This is a genomic window from Halomonas sp. hl-4 (assembly GCF_900215475.1).
Taxonomy (GTDB): Bacteria; Pseudomonadota; Gammaproteobacteria; order Pseudomonadales; family Halomonadaceae; genus Vreelandella.
This window is the reverse complement of record NZ_LT907845.1, coordinates 1,532,491-1,555,907: the sequence shown is the minus strand read 5'-3', so window position 1 is coordinate 1,555,907 and position 23,417 is coordinate 1,532,491. Positions and strand designations below refer to the sequence as shown.

At 56.2% G+C, this 23,417-nt stretch carries 22 protein-coding genes and 3 pseudogenes; 19 read left to right on the top strand and 6 right to left on the bottom strand.

Annotation, left to right across the window (positions count from 1 at the left end; genetic code table 11):
• Nucleotides 1-33 precede the first annotated feature (33 nt).
• The 7 genes from CPH17_RS07515 to CPH17_RS19910 all read left to right on the top strand — a co-directional run bounded on the left by CPH17_RS07515 (nucleotide 34) and on the right by CPH17_RS19910 (nucleotide 5,882).
• Nucleotides 34-1,098, top strand: coding sequence for an arginine N-succinyltransferase (locus CPH17_RS07515; protein WP_096298892.1), 1,065 nt, complete (start codon nucleotides 34-36; stop codon nucleotides 1,096-1,098).
• Nucleotides 1,098-2,129: an arginine N-succinyltransferase gene (gene astA, locus CPH17_RS07510; RefSeq protein WP_096298890.1), complete on the top strand. Its 1,032-nt coding sequence runs from the start codon at nucleotides 1,098-1,100 to the stop codon at nucleotides 2,127-2,129. The genes CPH17_RS07515 and astA overlap by 1 nt, the downstream gene beginning before the upstream one ends.
• A 37-nt stretch (nucleotides 2,130-2,166) precedes the next feature.
• Nucleotides 2,167-3,639 carry a succinylglutamate-semialdehyde dehydrogenase gene (astD, locus tag CPH17_RS07505; protein ID WP_096298888.1) on the top strand — a complete coding sequence of 491 codons (1,473 nt, stop codon included), beginning with the start codon at nucleotides 2,167-2,169 and terminating at the stop codon, nucleotides 3,637-3,639.
• A complete protein-coding gene (gene astB, locus CPH17_RS07500; RefSeq protein ID WP_074397169.1) occupies nucleotides 3,636-5,003 on the top strand; it encodes an N-succinylarginine dihydrolase in 1,368 nt (455 codons plus the stop codon). The genes astD and astB overlap by 4 nt, the downstream gene beginning before the upstream one ends.
• A 121-nt stretch (nucleotides 5,004-5,124) precedes the next feature.
• On the top strand, nucleotides 5,125-5,379 hold the full coding sequence (locus tag CPH17_RS07495; RefSeq protein ID WP_074397168.1) for a type II toxin-antitoxin system ParD family antitoxin: 255 nt from the start codon (nucleotides 5,125-5,127) through the stop codon (nucleotides 5,377-5,379).
• On the top strand, nucleotides 5,372-5,665 hold the full coding sequence (locus CPH17_RS07490) for a type II toxin-antitoxin system RelE/ParE family toxin (protein WP_074397167.1): 294 nt from the start codon (nucleotides 5,372-5,374) through the stop codon (nucleotides 5,663-5,665). Before CPH17_RS07495 ends, CPH17_RS07490 begins: the two co-directional genes overlap by 8 nt.
• Nucleotides 5,666-5,720: 55 nt before the next feature.
• On the top strand, nucleotides 5,721-5,882 hold the full coding sequence (locus CPH17_RS19910; protein WP_156524120.1) for a hypothetical protein: 162 nt from the start codon (nucleotides 5,721-5,723) through the stop codon (nucleotides 5,880-5,882).
• A 123-nt stretch (nucleotides 5,883-6,005) separates the two neighbouring features.
• Here the strand turns inward: CPH17_RS19910 and CPH17_RS07485 are convergent, their stop codons facing one another.
• Nucleotides 6,006-6,998, bottom strand: coding sequence for an IS30 family transposase (locus CPH17_RS07485; RefSeq protein ID WP_074394883.1), 993 nt, complete (start codon nucleotides 6,996-6,998; stop codon nucleotides 6,006-6,008).
• 102 nt (nucleotides 6,999-7,100) lie between these two features.
• A pseudogene (locus CPH17_RS07480) lies at nucleotides 7,101-7,985 on the bottom strand (IS30 family transposase); the annotation flags it as partial.
• A gap of 114 nt (nucleotides 7,986-8,099) precedes the next feature.
• Between CPH17_RS07480 and CPH17_RS07475 the strand changes: the two are divergent.
• Both CPH17_RS07475 and CPH17_RS07470 read left to right on the top strand, forming a co-directional pair.
• The gene (locus CPH17_RS07475; protein WP_074397166.1) at nucleotides 8,100-8,606 is read left to right on the top strand and encodes a DUF523 domain-containing protein; all 507 of its coding nucleotides are present in this window, start codon (nucleotides 8,100-8,102) and stop codon (nucleotides 8,604-8,606) included.
• A gap of 22 nt (nucleotides 8,607-8,628) precedes the next feature.
• Entirely contained in the window at nucleotides 8,629-9,075 is a 447-nt protein-coding gene (locus CPH17_RS07470) for a GNAT family N-acetyltransferase (RefSeq protein ID WP_074397165.1), read from the top strand.
• A gap of 88 nt (nucleotides 9,076-9,163) precedes the next feature.
• Here CPH17_RS07470 and CPH17_RS07465 read toward each other — a convergent pair whose 3' ends face one another.
• Nucleotides 9,164-10,117: a DMT family transporter gene (locus CPH17_RS07465; protein WP_074397164.1), complete on the bottom strand. Its 954-nt coding sequence runs from the start codon at nucleotides 10,115-10,117 to the stop codon at nucleotides 9,164-9,166.
• Between the two features lie 98 nt (nucleotides 10,118-10,215).
• On the opposite strand from CPH17_RS07465, the gene CPH17_RS07460 reads away from it, so the two are divergent.
• Complete coding sequence (locus CPH17_RS07460; RefSeq protein WP_074397163.1) at nucleotides 10,216-10,701, top strand: MarR family winged helix-turn-helix transcriptional regulator; 486 nt, start codon at nucleotides 10,216-10,218, stop codon at nucleotides 10,699-10,701.
• Between the two features lie 44 nt (nucleotides 10,702-10,745).
• On the opposite strand, the pseudogene CPH17_RS20370 reads toward CPH17_RS07460, so the two are convergent.
• Nucleotides 10,746-10,865 (bottom strand): annotated as a pseudogene (locus CPH17_RS20370) (helix-turn-helix domain-containing protein); the annotation flags it as partial.
• Between the two features lie 70 nt (nucleotides 10,866-10,935).
• Between CPH17_RS20370 and CPH17_RS07450 the strand changes: the two are divergent.
• Nucleotides 10,936-11,529, top strand: a pseudogene (locus CPH17_RS07450) (NAD(P)H-dependent oxidoreductase); the annotation flags it as partial.
• Nucleotides 11,530-11,791: 262 nt separating this feature from the next.
• Here the strand turns inward: CPH17_RS07450 and CPH17_RS07445 are convergent.
• A complete protein-coding gene (locus CPH17_RS07445) occupies nucleotides 11,792-13,282 on the bottom strand; it encodes a sensor domain-containing diguanylate cyclase (protein ID WP_096298884.1) in 1,491 nt (496 codons plus the stop codon).
• A gap of 413 nt (nucleotides 13,283-13,695) precedes the next feature.
• Between CPH17_RS07445 and CPH17_RS07440 the strand changes: the two genes are divergently transcribed.
• The 8 genes from CPH17_RS07440 to CPH17_RS07405 all read left to right on the top strand — a co-directional run bounded on the left by CPH17_RS07440 (nucleotide 13,696) and on the right by CPH17_RS07405 (nucleotide 21,385).
• Nucleotides 13,696-14,331: a glutathione S-transferase family protein gene (locus CPH17_RS07440; protein WP_096298882.1), complete on the top strand. Its 636-nt coding sequence runs from the start codon at nucleotides 13,696-13,698 to the stop codon at nucleotides 14,329-14,331.
• A gap of 207 nt (nucleotides 14,332-14,538) precedes the next feature.
• Nucleotides 14,539-15,207 (top strand): 5,6-dimethylbenzimidazole synthase, encoded by a 669-nt coding sequence (bluB, locus tag CPH17_RS07435; RefSeq protein WP_096298879.1) that lies wholly within the window; start codon nucleotides 14,539-14,541, stop codon nucleotides 15,205-15,207.
• 70 nt (nucleotides 15,208-15,277) lie between these two features.
• On the top strand, nucleotides 15,278-15,763 hold the full coding sequence (locus CPH17_RS07430) for a GNAT family N-acetyltransferase (protein WP_096298877.1): 486 nt from the start codon (nucleotides 15,278-15,280) through the stop codon (nucleotides 15,761-15,763).
• A gap of 9 nt (nucleotides 15,764-15,772) precedes the next feature.
• Nucleotides 15,773-16,684: a LysR family transcriptional regulator gene (locus tag CPH17_RS07425; protein WP_096298875.1), complete on the top strand. Its 912-nt coding sequence runs from the start codon at nucleotides 15,773-15,775 to the stop codon at nucleotides 16,682-16,684.
• Between the two features lie 151 nt (nucleotides 16,685-16,835).
• Nucleotides 16,836-18,242, top strand: a complete 1,407-nt coding sequence (locus CPH17_RS07420; protein WP_096298873.1) for an amidase — start codon at nucleotides 16,836-16,838, stop codon at nucleotides 18,240-18,242.
• A 35-nt stretch (nucleotides 18,243-18,277) separates the two neighbouring features.
• Nucleotides 18,278-18,505, top strand: coding sequence for a hypothetical protein (locus CPH17_RS07415; protein WP_074397155.1), 228 nt, complete (start codon nucleotides 18,278-18,280; stop codon nucleotides 18,503-18,505).
• Complete coding sequence (locus tag CPH17_RS07410; protein WP_096298871.1) at nucleotides 18,498-20,000, top strand: sodium:solute symporter family protein; 1,503 nt, start codon at nucleotides 18,498-18,500, stop codon at nucleotides 19,998-20,000. The genes CPH17_RS07415 and CPH17_RS07410 overlap by 8 nt, the downstream gene beginning before the upstream one ends.
• A gap of 62 nt (nucleotides 20,001-20,062) precedes the next feature.
• Nucleotides 20,063-21,385 (top strand): DUF2252 domain-containing protein, encoded by a 1,323-nt coding sequence (locus CPH17_RS07405; protein ID WP_096300916.1) that lies wholly within the window; start codon nucleotides 20,063-20,065, stop codon nucleotides 21,383-21,385.
• A 20-nt stretch (nucleotides 21,386-21,405) separates the two neighbouring features.
• Here CPH17_RS07405 and CPH17_RS07400 read toward each other — a convergent pair whose 3' ends face one another.
• Nucleotides 21,406-23,205: a GGDEF domain-containing protein gene (locus CPH17_RS07400; RefSeq protein WP_096298869.1), complete on the bottom strand. Its 1,800-nt coding sequence runs from the start codon at nucleotides 23,203-23,205 to the stop codon at nucleotides 21,406-21,408.
• Nucleotides 23,206-23,417 lie beyond the last annotated feature (212 nt).

Sequence of the window (23,417 nt, the reverse complement as noted above, 5' to 3'; positions counted from 1 at the left end):
CCGTACGCAGCCACACCACAGGGGGCGTTGAGGATGCTGGTAATTCGACCGGTGAAAATGGCGGACCTGCCCGCACTGGAGCAGCTGGCCGAGCACGCGGTACCCAGGCTCACCAACCTGCCCGCCAACCGCGAGCGGCTCGAGGAGCGTATCGCGCGCTCCGAAGCCGCCTTCAACGACGAGGTGGAGTTCCCCGGCAACGAGCACTATACGTTTGTGCTGGCGGACGATACCCGTGATGAAGTGCTGGGCACAGCGACCATTCGCGCCCAGGCGGGCGCTAACGAGGCGTATTACACCTACCGACAGGAAACGCTGATCCATGCGTCGCAGCAGCTCAACGTGCGTCGGGAAGTGCAAACCCTGGCACTTTCCCACGAAGTCTCGGATGCCACGCTGCTATGTGCCTTTTCGCTCAATCCCCGCTATCGGGGCACCAGCGCGGAAAGCCTGCTGCGCCGAGCACGACTGATGTTTATTGCCCAGTACCCCGAACGCTTTTCGCGCATCCTGGCGGTGGCGTTTCCCGGCTACCTGGATACGCGCACTGAATCGCCGTTTTGGGAGAGCGTCGGCCGACACTTTTTTGCGCGCAGTTTTCAGGAGATGAATCATATTGCCGGGGTGCGCTCGAAAAGCTTTATCGCCGAAGTCATGCCCCAGTTTCCTCTCTATTTACCGCTGTTAACGCCCCAAGCGCGGGCGGCGATCGGCCGTGAGCACCCCGCCCATGAAGAGGCTTTGGAAGAAATGTTGGCGGAGGGCTTTGTGCGCTCCCGCCACGTGGATATTTTCGATGCCGGGCCGATTGTCAAAACCGAACGCGAGCGGCTGGAAACGTTTCGTCGCGCCGCCTGGCACCCGGTGCGACTTCGCCCCGAGCACGCCTTGCCCGATGCGGAGCCGGCGATGATCGCCAACCAGAAGCTGGGCGGCTTTCGCTGCATCGTGGCGCGCTATGCGCTGTCGCCCACCGGTCAACTGATGCTCTCGCCCGAGCATGCCGAGCGCCTGGGTGTTGAAGAGGGCCGTGCGGTACTCGCCGCGCCGTTAACCCTGCCGAGCGCGGTGGACGCCCTCGATGAAGGAGAAATGTAATGCGCATTCGACCCATTGCCCGGGATGATTTGGATGGGCTTCAGGCGCTTGCGCAGCAGGCCGGGGTGGGGTTTACCTCGCTGCCGGATAACCGTGAGTTCCTGGCCGGCAAGATTGAAGCCGCTGCCCGCGCCTTTGAAGAGCGTACCCCGGTCGACGACCGGCTTTACTTCTTCGTGCTCGAAGACGAAGACAGCGGCGAGCTCGCCGGCTGCTGCGCCATTGAAGGCCAGGTCGGTCGCGAAGTACCGTTTTACAACTATCGACTGGGCACCCTGGCACACTCGTCGGTTCAACTGGACCTGCATCGCACCATCGATACGTTGTTCTTGAGTTCCGACCATACCGGCGATGCCGAAGTGTGCTCGCTGTTTCTGCGCCCGGAGTACCGCGGCGAAGCCAACAAGCATTTGCGCAACGGTGCGCTGCTCTCCAAGGCGCGCTGGCTGTTCATCGCCCAGTTCCGTGACCGCTTCCCCGACAAGGTGCTGGCGGAAATGCGCGGCGTATTCGACGAGCACAATACCAGCCCCTTCTGGGAAAGCCTGGGCAAGCACTTTTTCCCCATGGATTTCAATGAAGCCGACCGCCTGACCGGCCTGGGGCAAAAGAGTTTTATCGGCGAGCTGATGCCCAAATTCCCGATCTATACCACCTTCATGTCGGAAGAGGCGCGGGCCTGCATTGGCCAGGTGCATCGGCATACCCGCCCGGCGCTGGAAATGCTCAAGAAGGAAGGGCTGCGCTGGGAAGGCTACATCGATATCTTCGACGGTGGCCCGACGGTGGAAGCCTACATCGACGACGTTCGCGCGATTCGTAATTCCCGGCTCTGCCAGGTGGAAGTGGCCGATAACGCCGCTGAAGAGAGCGTCAGCCGCTGGCTGGCCGCGACCTCCGACATGCTCAGCTTTACGGCCAGCTGGATAGGCCGCTCGCCCACCCACGACAACACCATTGTGCTTAGCCAGCAGGAAGCCAAACGCCTCGGGGTCACCACCGGTGACCAGATCCGCTTGCTGGAAACCTAAGCACCGCATTTGTTCGGTAATTGTCCAGGAGACAACCATGCACGCCCAACAGCAGCAACTGATCAACGGCGCCTGGGTAGCGGGCGAAGCCGATACGCTGACCAAGCACGACCCGGTTTCCGCGTCGCTGCTATGGCAGGGCGCCGAGGCCTCGAGGGAGCAGGTCGCCGCCGCGGTCAACGCGGCCCGCGGCGCCTTCCCCGGCTGGGCGCGCACGCCGTTTGCCGAACGCCAGGCGCTGGTCGAGCGTTTTGTCGAGGTGCTGACCGCCCGCCGCGACGATCTGGCCGTGGCGATTGCCTCCGAGACCGGCAAGCCGCTTTGGGAAGCACGCACCGAAGCGGGGGCGATGATCGGTAAAGTGGCACTTTCCTTAAAGGCCTATCACGAGCGCACCGGCGAGCGCGAAAAAGAGGCAGGCAGTGCAAAGGCCGTGCTGCGTCACCGTCCCCACGGCGTGATGGCGGTGTTTGGCCCCTACAACTTCCCCGGTCACCTGCCCAACGGCCACATGGTGCCGGCACTGCTGGCGGGTAATACCGTGGTCTTCAAACCCAGCGACCAGACGCCGCTGACCGCCGATCTAACCCTGCAGTGCTGGCTGGAAGCCGGGCTGCCTGCTGGGGTGATTAACTTGGTCCAGGGCGGCGTCGCGGTAGGTCAGGCGCTGGCGGGTAATCCGGCTATTGATGGTCTGCTGTTTACCGGCAGCGCCAAGGTGGGTGGCATGCTCCACCAGCAGTTTGCCGGGCAGCTGGATAAAATTCTGGCGCTGGAGCTGGGCGGCAACAACCCGTTGGTGGTCAAAGATGTCGACGACGAGCGCGCCGCGGTGTTGGCCATTCTGCAGTCGGCCTTTCTCTCCGGCGGCCAGCGCTGCACCTGCGCGCGGCGTTTGATGGTGCCCCAGGGTGAGGTCGGTGATCGTTTGATCGACGCGCTGTCCGAGGCCATTGCCAAGCTGCACGTGGCCGGTCAGTTCGAGGAAGCGCCCGCGCCTTTCTATGGTGGGCTGGTCAGCGTGGCGGCGGCGGATGTGCTGCTCAAGGCACAGGAGGCGTTGGAAACCATGGGTGGCACGGTGATCAATCGCATGCGGCGCCTGCAAGACAATACCAGCCTGCTGAGCCCCGCGCTGATCGACGTGACGGGACTGGACGTGCCCGACGAAGAGCACTTTGGCCCGCTGCTCAAGATCCACCGCTACGGCGATTGGGACGAAGCGCTACGGCTTGCCAACGACACCCGTTACGGGCTTTCTGCCGGGCTGATAGGTGGCGAGCAGGCCGATTGGGACGACTTCCTGCTGCGCATTCGCGCCGGGATCGTCAACTGGAACCGCCAGACCACCGGCGCTTCCGGCGATGCGCCCTTCGGCGGCGTGGGCGAGAGTGGCAACCATCGCCCCAGCGCTTACTACGCAGCGGATTACTGCGCCTACCCGGTGGCCTCCGTGGAAGCCGATAGCCTGGAAATGCCCGACACTCTGCCACCGGGGGTCAACCTATGAACACGGCGGCCATCCGCAACGTCCAGGAAGTCAATTTCGACGGTCTGGTCGGCCCGACCCATAACTATTCGGGCCTGGCCGTGGGTAACGTGGCCTCGATGAGCCACGGCGGCCTGGTGTCCAATCCCAAGGAAGGCGCGCTTCAGGGGCTTTTAAAAATGAAGTCGCTGATGGACGCAGGCTACGCCCAGGGCGTACTGCCTCCCCAGCAGCGGCCGGACATTGGCGCGCTACGTGATCTGGGCTTTAGCGGCAGCAACCGTGAGGTGCTGGCCCGTGCTGCCAAAGAGGCGCCGCAACTGCTGCGCGCGGTCTGCTCGGCGTCCAGCATGTGGACGGCTAACGCGGGTACGATGACGCCCAGCCTGGACGCGACGGACGGCCGGGTGCATTTTACGCCAGCCAATCTTCAGTCCAGCTTTCACCGCTATTTAGAACCGCAAACCACCGGCCGCGTGCTCCAGGCGATTTTCTGCGACGAAAAGCACTTCGCGCACCACCCGGTACTGCCCGCCACTCCCGCCTTTGCTGACGAAGGCGCGGCCAACCATACCCGCCTATGCGGCGAGCACGGCGAACCCGGCGTCCATCTGTTCGTGTATGGCCGCCAGGCGTTCGGCGACGTGCGTAGCGGCGAGCGCGAACCCAAGCGCTATCCCGCCCGCCAGACCCTGGAAGCCAGCCAGGCGGTCGCGCGCCAGCATGGGCTGACGGAGGCGCAAACGGTGTTTGCCCAGCAGCATCCGGATGCCATCGACGCTGGCGTTTTCCACAACGACGTCATCGCCGTGGGCAACGGCCCCGTGCTGCTTTACCACGAAATGGCCTTCCTGGACGAAGAACGCACCCTGGACGAGCTACGCGCCAAAATGGCCACACCGTTGATTCCCGTGCGGGTGCCGGTTGAGGCAGTCAGCATGGAAGACGCCGTGGCGTCGTATCTGTTCAACTCGCAGCTGCTCTCCAACCCGGATGGCACCATGACCCTGGTGGTGCCCGGCGAATGCCAGGAGCGTGAAGCGGTATGGCGCACCATCCAGGATTCGCTGCTGGCGGGTAATAATCCGATCAGTGAGGTGATCGTCAAGGACGTCAAGCAGAGCATGCGCAACGGCGGCGGCCCCGCCTGCCTGCGACTGCGCGTGGTTCTTTCCGAGACAGAGCGAGCAGCGCTAACCGGCCGTGTGCTGCTCACCGATGCGCTTTATGATGAGCTGACCGCATGGGTGGAGCGCCACTATCGTGACCGCCTTGCTGTGGACGACCTCAAAGATCCACAGCTCGCAGAAGAGTCGCTGACAGCACTGGATGAACTCACCCAGCTGTTAAAGATCGGGTCTGTTTATCCGTTTCAGTTGGGGTAGGGGCTCCCTCAAGTTGGTTATAATGAGAAGCCGTAGGCTTGCCGTATCCAGGTCGTGGCCCCTTGCAGGAGTAACCAAGGATGCTATGCTTTGTGTTAACTATTAACACAAGGTTCAGATCATGCCCAGATCATCATCCAGAACAACGAGCGTTACTATCGGTGCACCACTAGACGACTTTGTTGGGAAATTGATTGCGTCTGGTCGTTACGGTTCAACCAGTGAAGTCGTGCGTTCAGCCTTGAGGCTGCTTGAACGCCAGGAAAACCAAACGGCCGCGTTGAGAAGTGCTGTTGAAGCCGGTGAACGGAGCGGGGAGAGCGATTTGTCTTTGCACGATATAGCCGCCCAGATAAAACAGAAACACGATGTATAAGCTGTCCAACCTTGCGGCAGAAGATTTTGCCTCCATCTACGAATATACCTTGCTTAACTTCGGCGCACTTCAAGCCGATGCTTACACTGATAACCTTGAGAGCGCCTTTCGTCTTCTGTCTGGTTCTCCGCTAATGGGTTATGAGTGCCCAGAAATCGCCGATGGGATACGCCGCCATGATCACCAACGACATGTCATTTTTTACCGGCAACGCGAGCAAGATATTTTCATTATTAGGATACTCCATCAGCAGATGGAGCCGCTGAAACATATCTTTGAACTATGACGGTGAGACGCTTTAATTCCGCCATCACCATTAATTGTCATCGGGTCTTTTAAGTATGGCTTCAGTCGATATCCACCCAGCACTCGCAACCGATTTGACAGATATTCAGTCCTGCGCGCAGTTGGCCTTTGCAAAGTACATCCAGCGTATCGGCTGTGAGCCCGCACCGATGCATGCTGACGTTGCAAGCCAAATTATTGCGGTAAATAAAGATTAGCTGTAGTGCTAAGTGGGGTTTAATTGAGTGTATTTCCGAAAGCCGCTAAAGTTAAATGGCTGACAAGACGATCTCTCCTACCCAGATCGTTTCAGTTGAAGTCTAAGTCTTGGTTTCCTGAATTCAACTAATAAGTGCAGCACCCGCGGTTTCTAGCGCTCCTGAATATTCTCCTAAGAACACCTGGGCTGGGGTTCGGTATCCCAGCCGCTTTCTGGGTCTATCGTTCAGCTTGTGAACAACGCGTCGCAGCTCTACATTAGTCACCTTCCGGAAGTCTGTACCTTTCGGAAAATACTGCCTGATCAGGCCGTTGGTGTTCTCGTTTGTCCCACGTTGGCCTGAGCAGTAAGGATCACAGAAATACACGGAGGCGCTAACCGCTTTTGCGACCGTCTCGTGGTCTGCAAACTCCGAGCCATTGTCTAGCGTGATCGTCTTCACCGCGCCCCGACGAGGCTTAAGTAACCGAACCATGGCTTTCTGCGTTAGTTCTGCCGTTACCTTTGGAAGACGTGCCGCCAACAAGTAGCCACTTCGTCGCTCTACCAACGTCACTATCCCCGCTTGCTTGTGCCCATAAAGCACCGTGTCGCCTTCCCAGTGACCGATGGTGAGGCGTCTTTCGATAGCAGGCGGCCGATGCTCTATCCCCACACGCTTAGGAATCTTGCCTAGTCCTGCGCTTTTGGCATTGGCACGATGTTTACTGCGACGCTTGGGCTGGCGGAGGTGTCGCCACAAATCGCCACCCTTGGCCTTATCGTCCCAGATCAACGAATAGACCCATTGATGACTCACCCCTATACCCGTCAACGGCGCCATAAAACCGCTAATCTGCTCTGGACTCCATTCTTCCCTAAGCCTGTCAGCTACGGCATTGATCAGGCTAGGGAGTCGCTTTGTCCACTTCCAAGCAGAGCGGCGTCTCTGATCGCTGTAACGCTGCGCTTTTGCGGGTTCATATCCCTTGGCACCTGAATTACGTCTCAGCTCACGGCTCACGGTACTGCTGTGAATGCCAAGCTGTTGAGCAATCTGACGTTGGCTCACCCCTACATCCCTGTGGGCAAAAATTTGATATCGTTGTGCCTGGGTCAGTTGTCGGTATCCCATACTCTGCTTCACTTTGGTCGGTAAGGCGGAGAGGGTACCGCTGCTGGCCCTCCTGCCTCTACCGTATGATCCAAAGTGCTGCAGTTATTCTATGAATTCAGGCTTGTGAACAACGCGTCGCAGCTCTACATTAGTCACCTTCCGGAAGTCTGTACCTTTCGGAAAATACTGCCTGATCAGGCCGTTGGTGTTCTCGTTTGTCCCACGTTGGCCTGAGCAGTAAGGATCACAGAAATACACGGAGGCGCTAACCGCTTTTGCGACCGTCTCGTGGTCTGCAAACTCCGAGCCATTGTCTAGCGTGATCGTCTTCACCGCGCCCCGACGAGGCTTAAGTAACCGAACCATGGCTTTCTGCGTTAGTTCTGCCGTTACCTTTGGAAGACGTGCCGCCAACAAGTAGCCACTTCGTCGCTCTACCAACGTCACTATCCCCGCTTGCTTGTGCCCATAAAGCACCGTGTCGCCTTCCCAGTGACCGATGGTGAGGCGTCTTTCGATAGCAGGCGGCCGATGCTCTATCCCCACACGCTTAGGAATCTTGCCTAGTCCTGCGCTTTTGGCATTGGCACGATGTTTACTGCGACGCTTGGGCTGGCGGAGGTGTCGCCACAAATCGCCACCCTTGGCCTTATCGTCCCAGATCAACGAATAGACCCATTGATGACTCACCCCTATACCCGTCAACGGCGCCATAAAACCGCTAATCTGCTCTGGACTCCATTCTTCCCTAAGCCTGTCAGCTACGGCATTGATCAGGCTAGGGAGTCGCTTTGTCCACTTCCAAGCAGAGCGGCGTCTCTGATCGCTGTAACGCTGCGCTTTTGCGGGTTCATATCCCTTGGCACCTGAATTACGTCTCAGCTCACGGCTCACGGTACTGCTGTGAATGCCAAGCTGTTGAGCAATCTGACGTTGGCTCACCCCTACATCCCTGTGGGCAAAAATTTGATATCGTTGTGCCTGGGTCAGTTGTCGGTATCCCATACTCTGCTTCACTTTGGTCGGTAAGGCGGAGAGGGTACCGCTGCTGGCCCTCCTGCCTCTACCGTATGATCCAAAGTGCTGCAGTTATTCTATGAATTCAGGTTTTACCACCGTTTGGATATTGGTGATTTGAGAAAAGTATTAATCAGCGCCTGCCTCTTGGGTAAAAAGGTTCGCTATGATGGTGGCGCCCTTACTGTGGTCGATCAGATCGTTGAGCGGTGGCGTTCGGAAGGTCGAATTGTTTCTGTCTGCCCTGAAGTTGAGGCAGGGATGAGCATTCCCAGACTACCCGCAGAGATTTTCAATGGCAGCGGTGAGAGCGTATTAAATGGAGAGGTCGATGTTATCGAAAAAGGCGGGGCCAAGGTAACCAATGATTTTTTAGCGGGTGCCTCTATCGCTTTGGATCTGTGTCATAAATTTGATATCAATATCGCAGTGCTTGCTGAGTTCAGTCCTTCATGTGGAAGCTCCACTATTTATGACGGCAGTTTCTCTGGTGAAAAAGTACCCGGTATGGGAGTGACAGCCGCACTGCTCCGCGAACATGGTGTGCAAGTATTTAATCAGTATGAAATAGCCCGAGCCAACAACGTACTTCTTGCTACAGGCTCGTGAAAGCGGCACTAGGAATCGAAATATGACGCCTATCATTCGGCCCACTAACGACAAGGCGTTCGCGGAAAATATCATTATTCAAAATATGTCAGCCTACTACAAGCAACTGGATATGCGCTGGGATACAGCTTTGTTTGATAAACAGTGGGGTGAGTTAGACAGCTACGAGTTGGTCATAAACGCGTCACGAGTGGGGCTGCTATGCATCAACCACGATGAAAATGCCTGCTATATTCGTGAGCTACAAATTGATCATAAGTGGCAGCGGCATGGCTTAGGTACAGCGGCAATCCGCTACGCAGAGGAAATCGCCCAGCATGCCGGCATTCACTTGCTTCGGCTACGTGTGTTTTGTATCAACCCTGCAACAGCGCTATATGAGCGTATGGGTTTTCGCGTTCGTAAAACCGAAGGCGGAACTCACTATATGGAGCGGCGCATTTTTAGTGATAAAAATGACACCGATTAATGCTGCTATAGAGCTCCTTTACGCTAGCCCATTAGTAGGCCAATACTGCTTTTGCTAACTCGGCTAGTTGCGTTAAATGCCACGGGCTTTACTCCATCGCTTTGATTGGTTTCCTGGAAAACGGTTTGGCTTTGCCAATATTGAGCAGGGTAATACCGGCACCAATTAACAGGGTGCCAAGTAGTAAGCCCTCGGGAGCGGCTTCTCCTTGCAACAGTATGGCGACAGGAACGCCTACCACTGCGCCGACGGAACCCAGTAGGCTGAGAAACACCGGGCCGCCGCTTTTCTGTAGCAGGAAGAGCAGTAAAAACTGGCCAGCGAAGACCACCGCTTGAAGGCCAATCAACAAGAACGGCAGGTAGTGGTCTGCCGGAACGCTCAAAGAGAAGCCCGGCAGGAAGCCCACGCTGAGTAGAATAACGGCAGCGGCGATGAGCATGCCTGGCGCCAGCGCATCGCTGGAGACGCCTTCTGGCCAGCGCAAGGTTCTGTAAAGATTACCGATGGCCAGCAGAACGGGGCCGATTAAGGCAAGGAAAATCCAGAGATAATTGGCATCCGGCGCGGAAAGCTTATGGAAGGCTAGGGTGACAGCTCCTGCCAGGGCTGATATTACCCCCGTTGCACGCAATACCTGAAACCGCTCCATTTTTAACGCTAGTGCGCCAACGTAGGTGAGGAGCGGTGGCAGGGTAATGATTAATGCAACGAACCCAGCTCCCACATGGGGAACGGCTGAGAAAAACAGTAGGTTGGCACCCGCGACGCCAAGCAGCCCGGAAACAGCGTAATACTCAATGGTGCGACCGTTAACTGGCGGTAGATTGTGGCGCAAGGCCGAGATAGCCAACAAAATAAGCGCCGCCCCTGAAATCGACCAGAACAGAAAAGCGAGCGCTGATAGCTGAATATCACCGGCAAGTTTCGCCAAATTAGTCGATAGACCCAGCAAGGCGCCACCGGCTAGTAGGTACACCAGTGGGGCAAGCCAGGCTCTTTTGCGTGAGTACGTTGTGCGGGCAGTGCTTGATAACGTCATTGGCGAAGTTCTCATTCGTACCGTTTCTGAAGGTATCTTGACATCAAGATATGCGCGATTAATCTTGACGTCAAACTAATTAGGCGCAAAATAGTGCTATGGATCATGTAGCCAATATTCTCAAACAGTGGCAGCAGGAGAGGCCCGACCTTGACGTTGCGCCGATGGGCACCATCGGGCGGGTCAAACGGCTGAACCACACCTTAATGCGCTCAATGGAGAAGACCTGGGCGGAATACGGCCTCACGGACAGCAGCTTTGACGTTCTGGCCACCCTGCGTAGAGAGGGAGAACCCTATGCGCTATCGCCGGGTAACTTGATGGCATCCACCATGGTGACCTCGGGCACTATGACTCACCGTATCAATCAACTAGAAAAGGCGGGGTTGATTGAACGGGTCAAAAATCCCGATGATGGGCGTGGTTTTCTGATTTCTCTTTCCCAACGTGGATTCGCGTTAATCGAGGAAGCCGTGGCTGCCCACGTGAAAACCCAGACGCAGTTGGTAAGTGGTCTGAGTAAAGAGCAGCGGGAGCAACTTGATGATTTGCTTAGGCAGTTCCTGGCGGGCCTGGAGCAGTAGTGAGGTGCGACGTAGCTGGCAAGCCAGCCACTATTTAAAAGCGTCACCCCCAGCCATCGCTCCATCTCGTTTAAACATCTAAAGACAGTCGCATGGCTGATATGCAGCGCTCTGGTGGCGCTGAATAGCAAACCCACCTCGGCAATCGCTAGCACAATTTGTATATCATCCCATCTTATCTACTGTTCATATATGCAAGCATGGCTTTCATAGATTGCCAATGTTTGTGCGTAAATGAACAGGTTAGTCTGTCGTCGAACCAATCAACAGGGGAGGCGCAGTATGAATATATTGATCGTTTTGGCTCATCCTGAACGCAAGTCGTTTAATGGCGGCTTGGTGGATGTGGCGGTAAAACAGTTAGAGGACGGGGGCCATAAAGTCGAGGTGGATGATCTCTATGTTGAGCAGTTTGATCCGGTGGAGCGCGCCGAGCTTTATCCGCATAGAGCCGTTGATGCGGACTACTTTTACCCCCTTAATGAACAGCGTGCTCACTACCAGCAAAGCGCATTACCGCAGGATGTTCAGCAGGAGTTGGCGCGGCTGGAGTGGGCTGACTTGGTGATCTTTCAGTTTCCTTTATGGTGGCACGCCCAGCCCGCTATTTTGAAGGGGTGGTTTGATCGGGTATTGGTGTATGGCGGGCGCTACACAAGTCGGATGCGTTACGATCAAGGTTATTATCGCGGCAAGCGCGCCATATTGTCGGTAACCACTGGGTCACCGGAGACGACCTTTCAGCCCTTTGGCCGCGCTGGCAATATGGTGCACTGGCTATGGCCCATGCACGCATCATTGTACTACGTTGGCTTTAACGTGCTGGCGCCTCAGGTAAGCTACGGCATTCAGGGCGGCGGCATTCGCTATCAAGATGAGGCTGCGATGATTGGGCATCTGGAAGCATGCAAAGAGGCCTGGGTGTCTCGCTTGGTGGGCTTGGATGCCGAGTATCCGATCCCCTTTGCGGGGTGGAATGACTGGGACAGCGAAGGCGTGCTAAGCCAGATAAACCCGCTGCGATGGCGATTAGGCTGAGCCGATGTTTGATGCTGAGCAAGGTGGCCTTTATCGAGCTGTACAAGCATGTTTATAGATCAGTTTCCCTACGGCGTTGGCTCTTGTCATCGTACATGCGCTCGTCTGCCAGGGTGAACACTTCCTGAGCGGCCACTTCGGTGGAGCTGGCGCAGCCTAAACTCAAATGAAGCGCTAGCTTTTTACGTTCGCCAGTCGCGGTGGTAATACTGCATTGTTGACCTTCAAGGTGTGTCCTGATCAAGTCGACTAGGCGCTTAGCTGCCGACAGGTCTGCAGAAGGAAACAAGACGACGAACTCGTCGCCGCCGTAGCGCGCTAGAATATCGCCAGATCGGCAGTGAGTTTGCAAGCGCTCAGCAACCGAGGTGATGAGCTGATCGCCCGCAACATGCCCATGGCGGTCATTCACTTCCTTAAGTCCGTCGACATCCATCATTAGCAAGGCAAAGTCCAGGCTCGGCGTCTGCGTTTTGCCTTGAATACTCAGTTGAAGTGTCGATTCGAAGAAGCCTCGATTGTAAAGGCCGGTTAGCCCGTCGCGTTCCGCCGTTTCCTTCAACGCCAGATGCAGGAGCTTGTTTTCGGTGGCCGCTGCTAATTGGTCAACGAATAGGGTCAACATTTGCTCCAGAGCGGCATCTAGCTTTGGCGCCCGCACGACCAGCCAACCTTCGTATAGACTTAGCCGGCCACCCATGGAGGTGGCGTACAACTGCTCACCTTCACTTTTTTCGCGTAGCTTGATGGTGTTTCCATCTTGCTCAGGTAAGCTGGTCAATAGACTGCTGAGGTGGCGCTCATCGTGTAGGCTAAGACCCGCTACAGCGGTGTAGCGTGTTACTTCAGGGCGTTGCTGCTCCTGTAGAAAAACGGCAAAGCCATACTCGGGGAAATTGGCATGCAGGTGATTTAAGGAATCATCCAGAAGCGTGTGAATATTGGTGGCGCGATTGGCGATTACTCCCAGCTCAAGCAGGCAATGAAAGGCGCGGTTCTGAAACTTGATGTCGCCAATATTGCGCCCAATCTGGCGGTTCTGGCTGTACATCACGCGACCGATCGTCAGAAAATAAACCACTGCGCCAGCCCCTTGGTAGATATCAAGGTTCATGCTCACATAGGGGCGAAAATGGAACCCCGTCAAGGCGCTCCAACCCATAGCAGCACTAGCGAATAAGGCAAAGGACAGTACCACCCGGCGAGGCCCACCTACCATCATGTTGTTCATTAAGCAGGCAAGCCCAATAGTGATGGTCGCCAGTACGTAAAAGTCCAGCACGCTGCACCAGGTGCCAAACAGGAGGCTGTCGAAGAGTAGGTTTCTGAACTCGGCGCGTTTCGAGTTTTGAACACTTGCCGTGTGGAGATATGCCAAACCAGGCCATAGCAGCAGCAATAGACCCGGCAAAATAAGCATCCAACCGCTTCCTTCTACCACGGCAATCCATACGGTGAGACCGAAGGTATGGCAAAAAGCGAAAGCACGCGGGGCCAGCGTTGCTCTTGCAAGGCGATGAGGCCGTTTTAGTGAAGATTGCATATGGGTATCAGTGTGTTCATGCTTGTTTGCTCCACAGCCTAGCACCTGAGAGATCTAAACCCTGTCATGGATTCACTCCATCCTATCGACAATACAGTGTTATGAGTTGTGTGTTGTACATGGGGAGGAATACTCGCAACTTGCTAGTAAATTGGTCGGCGTGCTTTCGTAGAGCATCCTTAGCTCGGCCAGTTCGGCGCCACCCAACTGGCCAGAAACCTGCTGCAGCTCGAGTAGAGCAACTACGCATGTTCCGAACCTGTCATATCCATCCTCCCGGCCCCGTATGTGAGGTTTTAAAGAAAAAGAGCATTGTTATGTTTATTTAGGACGGATTCTTACCTATTTACAAACTAAGCTAATTTCGTAGTACTTCACATAACCTGAGAGTAGACGGAAAAGAGGAGGGCAGTATGTCGGAACTTACGTTTTATACTCACCCCATGTCCCGAGGGCGCGTGGTTCGTTGGATGTTGGAAGAGGTTGGTATTCCCTACTCGGTAGAAAGCCGAGAATTTGGCCCAGAGATGAAAACGCTGGATTACCTGGCCATTAACCCCATGGGCAAGGTCCCCGCCATCAAACATGGCAATACCATCGTGACCGAAGTGGCGGCTATCTGTGCCTACTTGGCGGATCAGTTTCCAGATAAAGAGCTGTCGCCACCGCCGCAATCCCCCGAACGGGGTGTTTACTTTCGATGGCTGTTTTTCATGGCAGGGCCTTTTGAAATGGCTACCAGTGCACAGGCTTATGACTGGAAAATTGATAGCAGCAATGTACAGGCTGTTGGCTGTGGCCGTTTGGAAGACGTCATTAACACGCTAGAAAAGGAATTGACCCGGGGAAGCTATATTTGCGGTGATCACTTCACGGCAGCGGATGTGCTGGTCAGTAGTTATCTCTGGTGGGAAACGATGCAAAAGAATATCCCGCCAAATGAGGTATTCAAGCAATACATAGCGCGTATGGAAAGCAGACCAGCGGCCAAACGCGCCAATGAACTGGACGATGAGTTGGCCAAGCAAATGCAGCCTGTGTCCAACTGAGTGTTTGTCTATGTTGCCGCCCTGGCTTGAACCATTTGTGAGCTGGGGCTTTAAAGCATATAAAGCAGATGCCACTTGGCATTCATCATCACTTAACACGCCACAGTTCCGGGACTACTTTGCTACTGCCGCTCAACTTGGAAATGCACAAGTCTCTGGGTGAGGGCACATCGACATTCACGCTGTACAATAGGCCTAGCCGTAACGATGACCACAACGAATCACCGCTTTTCCGATGCCGAGCGGCGCGGACTTTACCGCGCGATACACGAACGGCGCGATGTGCGCTCGCAGTTCTTGCCCGATCCTATTGCACCTGAGGTGCTGGCGCGCCTGATTGAGGCGGCCCACCATGCGCCATCGGTTGGCTTTATGCAGCCCTGGGACTTTATCGTGATTGAAAGCCGCGAGGTGAGGGCGTCGGTGCTTGGGATATTCGAGCAGGAAAACCAAAAAGCCGCTGAGCGTTTTGAAGGGGAGCGTAAAGAGAACTACCGTAGTTTGAAGCTTCAGGGCATTCTGGATAGTCCCCTGAATCTCTGCATTACCTGCGACCGCAGCCGTGGAGGTCCCCATGTGCTGGGGCGCAATAGCATTGTGGAAACCGACCTGTTCAGCACCTGTTTAGCCGTGCAAAACCTCTGGCTGGCGGCGCGGGCAGAAGGCATTGGCGTTGGCTGGGTGAGTATTCTCGACCAGGCGCAGCTAAGCGAGGCGTTAAACCTGCCCGAGCACGTTTATCCGCTGGCGTATCTCTGCCTTGGCTATGTGAGCGAGTTTTTGGATCAGCCCGAGCTTGAAGCCAAGGGCTGGCGCGCCCGTCTGCCATTAAGTCAACTGGTGCATGGCGATCAGTGGGGTCAGCCTTTGGTTTGACGAACCGTAGCGTTACCCGTTGTTTATCGCTACTGTATTCGCTTGTGCTAAACAAGGCTGGAAGCTATTTATGCAAAGCGATATAACCCTCCAGCGGCTCAACGCTGACGATCCAAATGTTGCGTTAGTGGCGGGCTGGACATTTTCAGCCTGGGGCCATTTACACCCAGGGCTTACCCAAGAGCAGGCTATTGAACGTTTGAAGGCCGAATGTGGCCAGGGCGGTGTGCCTTCAATCTTTGTGGCGATGCAAGGCGAAACCCCTGTGGGAACCGCCAGCCTCATTGCGGATGATATGAGTATTCGCCGCGAATTTACCCCCTGGCTGGCCTCCGTATTCGTCGTGCCTGAATGGCGGGGGCAGGGTATTGCCTCTGCGTTGGTGCGCCGGGTAGAAGCCGAAGCAGCTGCGCATGGCTTTGAGCGCTTCTATCTCTACACCCCTGATCAACAGGCGCTTTATAGACGGCTGGGTTGGCAGGATGAGGAAGACGTTGAGTATCGAAAAGAGCACGTTACGGTGATGGCGCGGCAACTAGATAAGCCACACAATTAAGAGACTTTTATGATTAGTGGCCGTGCATTACGCTATTTCGATACTGTGGCCCGGTGTCGTTCGCTGCGCCAAGCCGCTGCCCAGCTGCATATCGCCCCCACGGCGATTAGCCGCCAGATCGATTTACTGGAACATCAGCTTGGTGCACCGCTCATCGAGCGCGGCCCCAACGGCATTAGCCTAACGGCAGCGGGGGAACTGCTGGCCGCCCAGGCCCAGCGCACCCTGCGTGACCTGGAGCGGGTGCAGGAGCATATTGCCGATTTGAAGGGCTTGCGAACTGGGCGGGTAAGTTTGCAGGTGGCGGAAGGCGTTGTGGCTGGCCTGTTAGCCCCAGCGTTAGCCAAGATGGGGCAGCGCTATCCTCATTTGAGTTTTGATATCGGTATCGCCAGCGCCAGCCAAATGGTGGAGGCACTGCGCCGAGGCGATGCGGATATTGGCTTGTCGTTCTTTATGCCCCGCCATGATGACATTGTGCCCTTTGCCAGCGCTGAGCTGCACCACCATGCAGTGATGGCGCCAGGCCATCCATTGGCGGTGGCTTCTGAGGTGAGTCTGCATACCTTGGCGGAGCAGCGGCTGATTTTGCCGGATGAATCCTATGGTGTGCGCCAAGCGCTGGAGCGCGCCACTCATCAAGCTGGGGTCGCTCTGGCCCCTACCTTCAAGACCGCTTCGCTGGAAACTCAAAAAGCACTCGCCCTTAACGGCGCAGGCGTTCTGGTATTGCCACCGATGGCGGTCGCTCGGGAGTGCCAATTAGGCATGCTGGTGAGTGTTCCTCTACGTCCATCGGAGCTCGAAGCCGCCCGAATTGATCTCTGCGTTTATCGTCATCGCCAGCGAAGTTTTGCCACCGAGGCGTGCCTTTCGTTGCTGGCAAGTGCCCTACAAAAACTGCAATCTCCGTCATCTTGAAAGATATTGAAAGAAGATCCTGAAAGAATAGAGTGCACACAAAAAGTGGACACGCTGCAGTCAATATTGAAATAGCAGAGTGCGCTATGTGGGTTCATGCTGAGGTTATTGAGAGCGACAGTCTGATAACAACAGCAAAAAAGGTAATGTGATGCCTGAACTACACCAACTCACCGCCACCCAATTAATTGATGGCTACCGCGCTAAAACGTTTTCCCCTTATGAGGTGGCGGATGCCTTGGGTAAGCATGTAGCCCGGTGGGAGCCGCACATTAACGCGCTGTATGCCTATCAGCCCGATGGCTTCATTCAAGCAGCAGAAGCGTCTACCCAACGCTGGTCAAAAGGCGAGCCAAGCGGTGCTTTAGATGGTGTCCCGGTCACCCTTAAGGAATTGATTGCCACTAAAGGAATGCCGGTGCCGGTAGGCACCGGGCTGGGTGAGCAGACGGCTGCCACTGAGGATGCTCCCCCAGCCGCGCGCCTATCAGAAGACAACGCCCTGCTGTTGGCAAAAACTACCTGCCCTGACTTTGGCATGCTCTCATCTGGCCTTTCGTCGTTTCATGGTTTAACCCGTAACCCCTGGAACTTGGCCTGTAATACCGGCGGTTCAAGTGCGGGGGCGGGTGCTGCGGCTGCCGCGGGGCTAGGGCCAATGCATGTGGGTACCGATATTGGTGGCTCGGTACGCCTCCCAGCGGCGTGGTGCGGCGTTGTCGGTTTTAAGCCTACCCTGGGCCGGGTACCGATAGACCCTTATTACGTAGGCCGTTGTGCCGGGCCAATGACCCGAAGCGTAGAGGATGCCGCGCTTATGATGACGGCGCTTGCCCGCACGGATCGCCGTGACGCGATGCGCCTGCCGCCGGAAACGATTGACTGGATGGATCTGGAACTCGACGTTAAAGGCTTGCGAGTGGGTGTGATGATGGAGGCGGGTTGCGGGTTACCTTTGGATGATGAGATTCGCCACTACGTGGAACAGGCCGCAAAGCAGTTAGAAGCCGTCGGGGCAACGCTAGTGCCCCTGACGCCGGTGCTGACCCGTGAAATGCTGGATGGGCTGGATCACTTCTGGCAAGCCCGACAGTGGAGCGAGTTGTTAAAGCTCTCATCAGAAGAGCGTGAGCTGGTCTTGCCTGCCATTTTAGCCTGGGCCGACGCTGGCGCACGCCTGAGTGGTGTAGACGTAGTGCAAGGTTTTCAGCAAACCATGGCGATGCGTCGCGCCACTGAAGCCGTATTTGATAAGGTCGATGCGGTGATGTCACCCACCACGCCCAATATCGCCTTTCCGGCCGAGTGGCCATCGCCCACCAATGATCCGCGTCAGCCCTTTGAGCATATTGCTTACACCGTGCCTTGGAATATGGGCGAGCAGCCTGCGATCTCGCTCAATGCAGGGTTTAGCCGTGGCGATATGCCTATCGGGGTGCAATTGATTGGCCCGCGCTTTGCCGATCACTTTGTGCTGAAGCTGGCGCGGCAGTTGGAGGGGCGTTTGGCGCTACCAATGCGCTGGCCAACGCCGCCATTGGACAAAACTGTCGTTTAAAAAGCCACTCGTTAATTAACCAAGGGGAAACATCGATGCGAAATTTGATCGTGCTGCCTACTTCTCGAGCGGGCTGGGGACTGCTCATTGCGTTTGTGGCATTGGTGCTGGCGGGCACTTGGCCGGTGATTGGTTTAATGAACAAGGCGGTACTGGTGATGGGGCTGCCTCTGATGGTGGTATGGAGCTACTTGGTGATTTTTGCCTGTGTAGTGGTCATGCTGATCGGCAACCGCATTGTAGAGCGAGACGACCATGAATAGCCCCTGGCCACTGCTGATTACCGCGACCTATGTCGCTATCGCCATGGTGATTGGCCTACGCGCCAGGGCAGGCCGCTCCATGAATAGCCTGGAGGAGTGGGGGGTGGCGGGGCGCAGCATGGGGCCGGTGACGCTCTACCTGTTGATCGCCGCCGGTAGCGTGAGTGCTTACACCTTTATGGGCGCCCCCGGCTGGGCTTACTCCAAAGGTGTCGCGGTATTTTATGTAGCGATCTATCTCGCCTATCTGGCATTGGTGGCGTGGTACTTCGGTCCCAAGGTGTGGCAGTTCGGTGAACAGTTTGGTCATGTGACTCAGGCAAGCGCCATTTCAGACCGCTATCAGAGTCCCGCACTAGGTGCGATTGCAGCGCTCGTGATGGCGATTGGCTCTATTGCCTATGCGGTACTGCAAACCATTGGCTCAGCCGATATTTTGTTTGTGATGAGCGGCGGTTTGATTCCTATTTGGCTGGGTGTCGTGCTGGTACTGGCTTGCATCGCTGTCTATCTCTACGCCAGCGGTCAGCGGGCGATTGGTCGTACCAATGCCTTTCAGGGTGTGTTGATGTTGATCGTCGCCTGGGCCGTTGGCCTCTGGGCCGTGCATAGCGCTACTGGCGGGTTAAACTTTGCCGGGGTGTTCGAGCGTATTCAGAGCGAGCATAGCGAGTTCCTCACCCTGCCAGGCGCAGGCGGCGATATGAGCTTTAGCTTCTGGACGACCTCGATCATCGTTTCCATGTTCTCGTTTATGCCGCCGGTATGGACCCAGTGGATGAGTGCCTCTTCCGCGCGCACTATTCGCCGCAGCGCGACGTGGCTGCCTACCTATTACATCGTCATCCTGCCTATGGTGGTCGTAGGTTTTATCGGCATTTACTCACTGCCGGAGCTGGAGAGGGCGGATACCGTCGTACTTGAATACGCCATGCAGCACTTGCCGATTGTGTTGGTCGGGTTGCTCGGTGCAGGCACGCTTGCGGCCTCAATGTCCTCAAGCGAACCTTTTATCCACTCGGTTTCACTATCGCTAAGTAAAGATGTGCTGCAGCCGGTTTTAAAGCTTTCCGATGGCGTTACCGGAAAACTTGCCCGGCTGCTGATTCTGCCCATTATGTTCTTATTGATAGCACCGCTTGCGATTGCCGAGCCCGGCAGTTTGGTAATGATTCTGTTGGTAGGGTTGGGGTTTGCTTCCCAGGTACTGCCTGCCTTTATCGGCATGTTCTTTTGGCCGAGAGCCTCTCGCTTGGGTGTCATGGCGGGCATCGTGGTGGGTTTTTTGATCACCACGGCATTTACTATTCTTTGGCCAAATCCCATGGGCATTCACGCCGGATTTTGGGGGCTGATACTCAATCTGCCGGTATTTGTCGCCGTCTCTTTGATGACGCCTGCTACCCACGCCGAGGTAGTCGAGCGCTTCTTTCGTATTTCAGCCCCGCGAGGCTTTACCCGCTCGAAAGGCAAGGCGTTAAATTCTGTGACTTAATCTCTTAACGTTTGTGGCCTACGCTGGTAGCAGAGCTTTTATGCACCGACAAAGGCATTGCGATGAGTCATGCACTAACGGGACACAACCGCCCTCAGCAGGTGATCGAGGCCATTCAGCAGGCCAACGCGCCGCTGGCGGCGGCAACTCGCCAGGCCAAGTTCGCCAAAATGGCCGCGTCGCCTTATCGGTTTTTGCGCGGCACCAATCACTTGTACTGGCAGGATGTCTGGCACGACTGGCGCTTTGCGCTTTTCGGCGGCTGGCCGGATACCCAAACCTGGCTGCAGGGCGACGCCCATGTCTACAACGTCGGCGCCTACGGTCATCATGATGACCGGGTACGCTACGGTATGGACGATTTCGACGACGCTCTGATCGGCGACTATCAGTACGATGTGTGGCGCCTGGCGGTGAGCGTGGTGCTCGATGGCCGCGAAAATGCCGGGCTCAGCCCCAAGGCGATAGACAAAGCGCTTAAACGATTGCTGGAAGGCTACTATCACACCCTGGCGGACTATACCGACGACACCTCCATCGAGGCAGTCACGCTGAATAGCGCCAAAGGCCCGCTAAAGCCCTTCATGAGCAAGGTGGCGGATAAGCAAAGCCGCGCCCGCATGCTGGAAAAGTGGACCACGCTGGATAAGCAGCAAGGCCGCCAGTTTGCCGAGCGCCCGGGAAAACTGGCCAACCTGTCGGCGGATGTCGCCAGTCAGCTGCGCCGCCTGATCGAGCAGGAGTATCAGCAAACGCTTCAAGCGCCGCTCAAGGAAAGCGACCCCCATCATTTCCGCGTCAAGGATACCGCGCGGCGTCTGGATGCGGGCACCGGCTCGCTGGGCGTGGAGCGTTATTACGTACTGATTGAAGGCGGCGTCGAGCATGAGCACGACGACATCATTCTGGATGTGAAGGAGCAGGTGGCGCCTGACGCTTTTCGCTTGATGACAAAGCCCCAGCAGCAGGCGTGGCGAAAGCTGTTCCCCAACGAAGGCATCCGCCATGCGGCGGCGTTTCATGCCATTGCGGAACACCCGGACGCCTACCTTGGCTGGCTCTTCATGAACGACAAGATATTTTCGGTGCGTGAGCGCTCGCCGTTCAAGAAAAACTTTCCCACCCATAAGCTTTCAGGCGCAAAGCCATATCGTAAACTGGCCCGCCAATGGGGAAAGATTCTGGCCCGCGAGCATCTGCGCGGGGCGCAGGCATTGAACAAGGGAGACCACAGGCCGTTTGCGCTGGCGGTCTGCCGACGTCTGGAAGGACGTGAAGCCCAGTTTGTCGACGTGGTATCGACCCTGGCGGTGGCCTATGCCGATTGCGTCGAGCAGGACTACGGCGTGTTCATCGATCACTTTTTGGCCACTGACTCGCCTTAGCCGCAACGCAGACTTAACGGCTACTGGGGTTGCCGACGGCCGAGCATGAAGCCGTGTTCCTCGAACGAGGCAGACCAGACCACGCAGCGGTTCCGGCCGCTGCGTTTGGCGTGATAGAGCGCTTCATCGGCGTGTCGTAGGAGTTTATGCGGGTCCCGGGTATGGTTCGGAAAGGTGGCAATGCCGCAAGACAGGGTAATTCGCCTGAGTGGCATACCCTGGTGAGTACAGACGGTTTGGGCGACCGAAGTTAATAGTGCGTTGGCGCTGGCCTCTGCCGTTTTGGCAGAGGCGTCCGGGAGCAAAGCGACAAACTCTTCGCCCCCGATTCGGCAGACGACGCCCAAATCCATGAAATGCTGGCTGAGTAACGCCGCCATTTTGACCAGCACGGCATCACCTGCATCGTGGCCAAAGTGGTCGTTGATATCTTTGAAATGGTCCAGATCCAGCATTAACAGCGAGAGGTAAGTACCATGCTGCTGCGCGCGGCGACACTCATGGTCAAATACCGTATTGAAATGGCGTCGGTTGTGGAGGCCAGTGAGGGGGTCCTCAAACGACAGGCCCTCTAACTCCCGAACCAGTTGGTCAAGCTCAGCGGTACGCGATGCTACTTGCATTTCGAGGGTTTCGTTGGCCGTTGCCAGTTGCTGTTGAGTGCGCCGGTAGTGCCACAAAAAAATGGCTGCTATGGCCAACGCAAAGGCCAAACTGCCGTAGCTTAACGGCACCATGCGCCAAGCCACAAAACCATGGGCGACGACCATGTCAGCCAGCAGTAGCGGGGCGAAAAAAGTGAAACTGAGCACCAGCAAGCGCTGTTCAAGGTTGAGCTTGCGAAAGCGAAATAGCGCGAGCAGCAGCATGAACGGCATGGTCACGGCCAGCAGAACATCAAAAATGGGGAAGGTTAACGATAGGCTAATAATGCCCATCTGAACCAAGCCAATGGCAATCACCAAGTAAGCCACATGCAAGGCCCAGAGCCTTGTTATCCAGCGTTTAGCTGTGCCTTCAAGCCAGTGGCTGAGCAACATCCCAAGCGCGATCGGCAGGGTATAATAGCTGCCCGCCCTCAGCGTATCCCAAGCCAAGGGACCATCGGCGATCAGTTGTCGAGCAGGCGCCTCGGCAAGCAGCATCAGCCCTGAGGCGTAGGCGAACAGCGCGATAGCCATAAAACCACGCCGTTCAGGGCCAATGAGGGCAAAAATAGTCGCCAGAATCGCAAGCACCAACACCAGCGCACTGACGCCAAGATCCTGGGCCGAGTCATGGATAACGTGCTTGAGTACATCAATACGCTCCATGACCTGCACTTCGCCCCAAAGGCCAATACTGGTGTAGTAGGAATATAGCCGGAAAGTGAGTGCCTGACCGGCAGCGTCTTTGGGCAGGTCAATCATATGCCAGGGCCAGCCTGCAAAATCGCCCCGCCCCTGGTCGTCAAATTCCCCGTACTGATAAACCATTTCATCGCCGAGGTAGGCTTGGCCAATTAAATTAATGCTGGTGATATAAAGGACGGGGTCGTTCCATTCGCCTTCTGGCAACGTCGTGCGCAACCAAAGGTGTTGATGTCCCTCGCGGCCTGGTGGGTTAGAGGGAGAGATCGACGGCTGCCAATCGACGGGGTCACTATGCAGCCACCGAGGCGCGCCGTTAGCATCCAGGGGAGAGTCGCCCCAGCGGTATTCCCAGTCTGTTAGTGGTTGAGGTGGGGTATCCGCTTTAAGACCGTTAGAGAACGTCGCCAGCATAACTAATGAGACGATCAGCAGAACGCAATGGCGTATGGCGAACCCACGTGGCGGCATGGTGAACGTCCTCGTTTCTTATTAACGGTCATTCTACTGATTAAGGGCAACAACCGTATTCACTACCAAGGGTTGGTGCAGCGAGATACAGTCGAGTCGGCATGTTGTTCCTCAGTCTAACTAAAAATATGACTAAGGCGATGCGTTTTGTTCAACGGTTTGATTGACTGTGCTAGGTCGCAAGCGAAAAAACCGGACCAACTGGGGCCCGG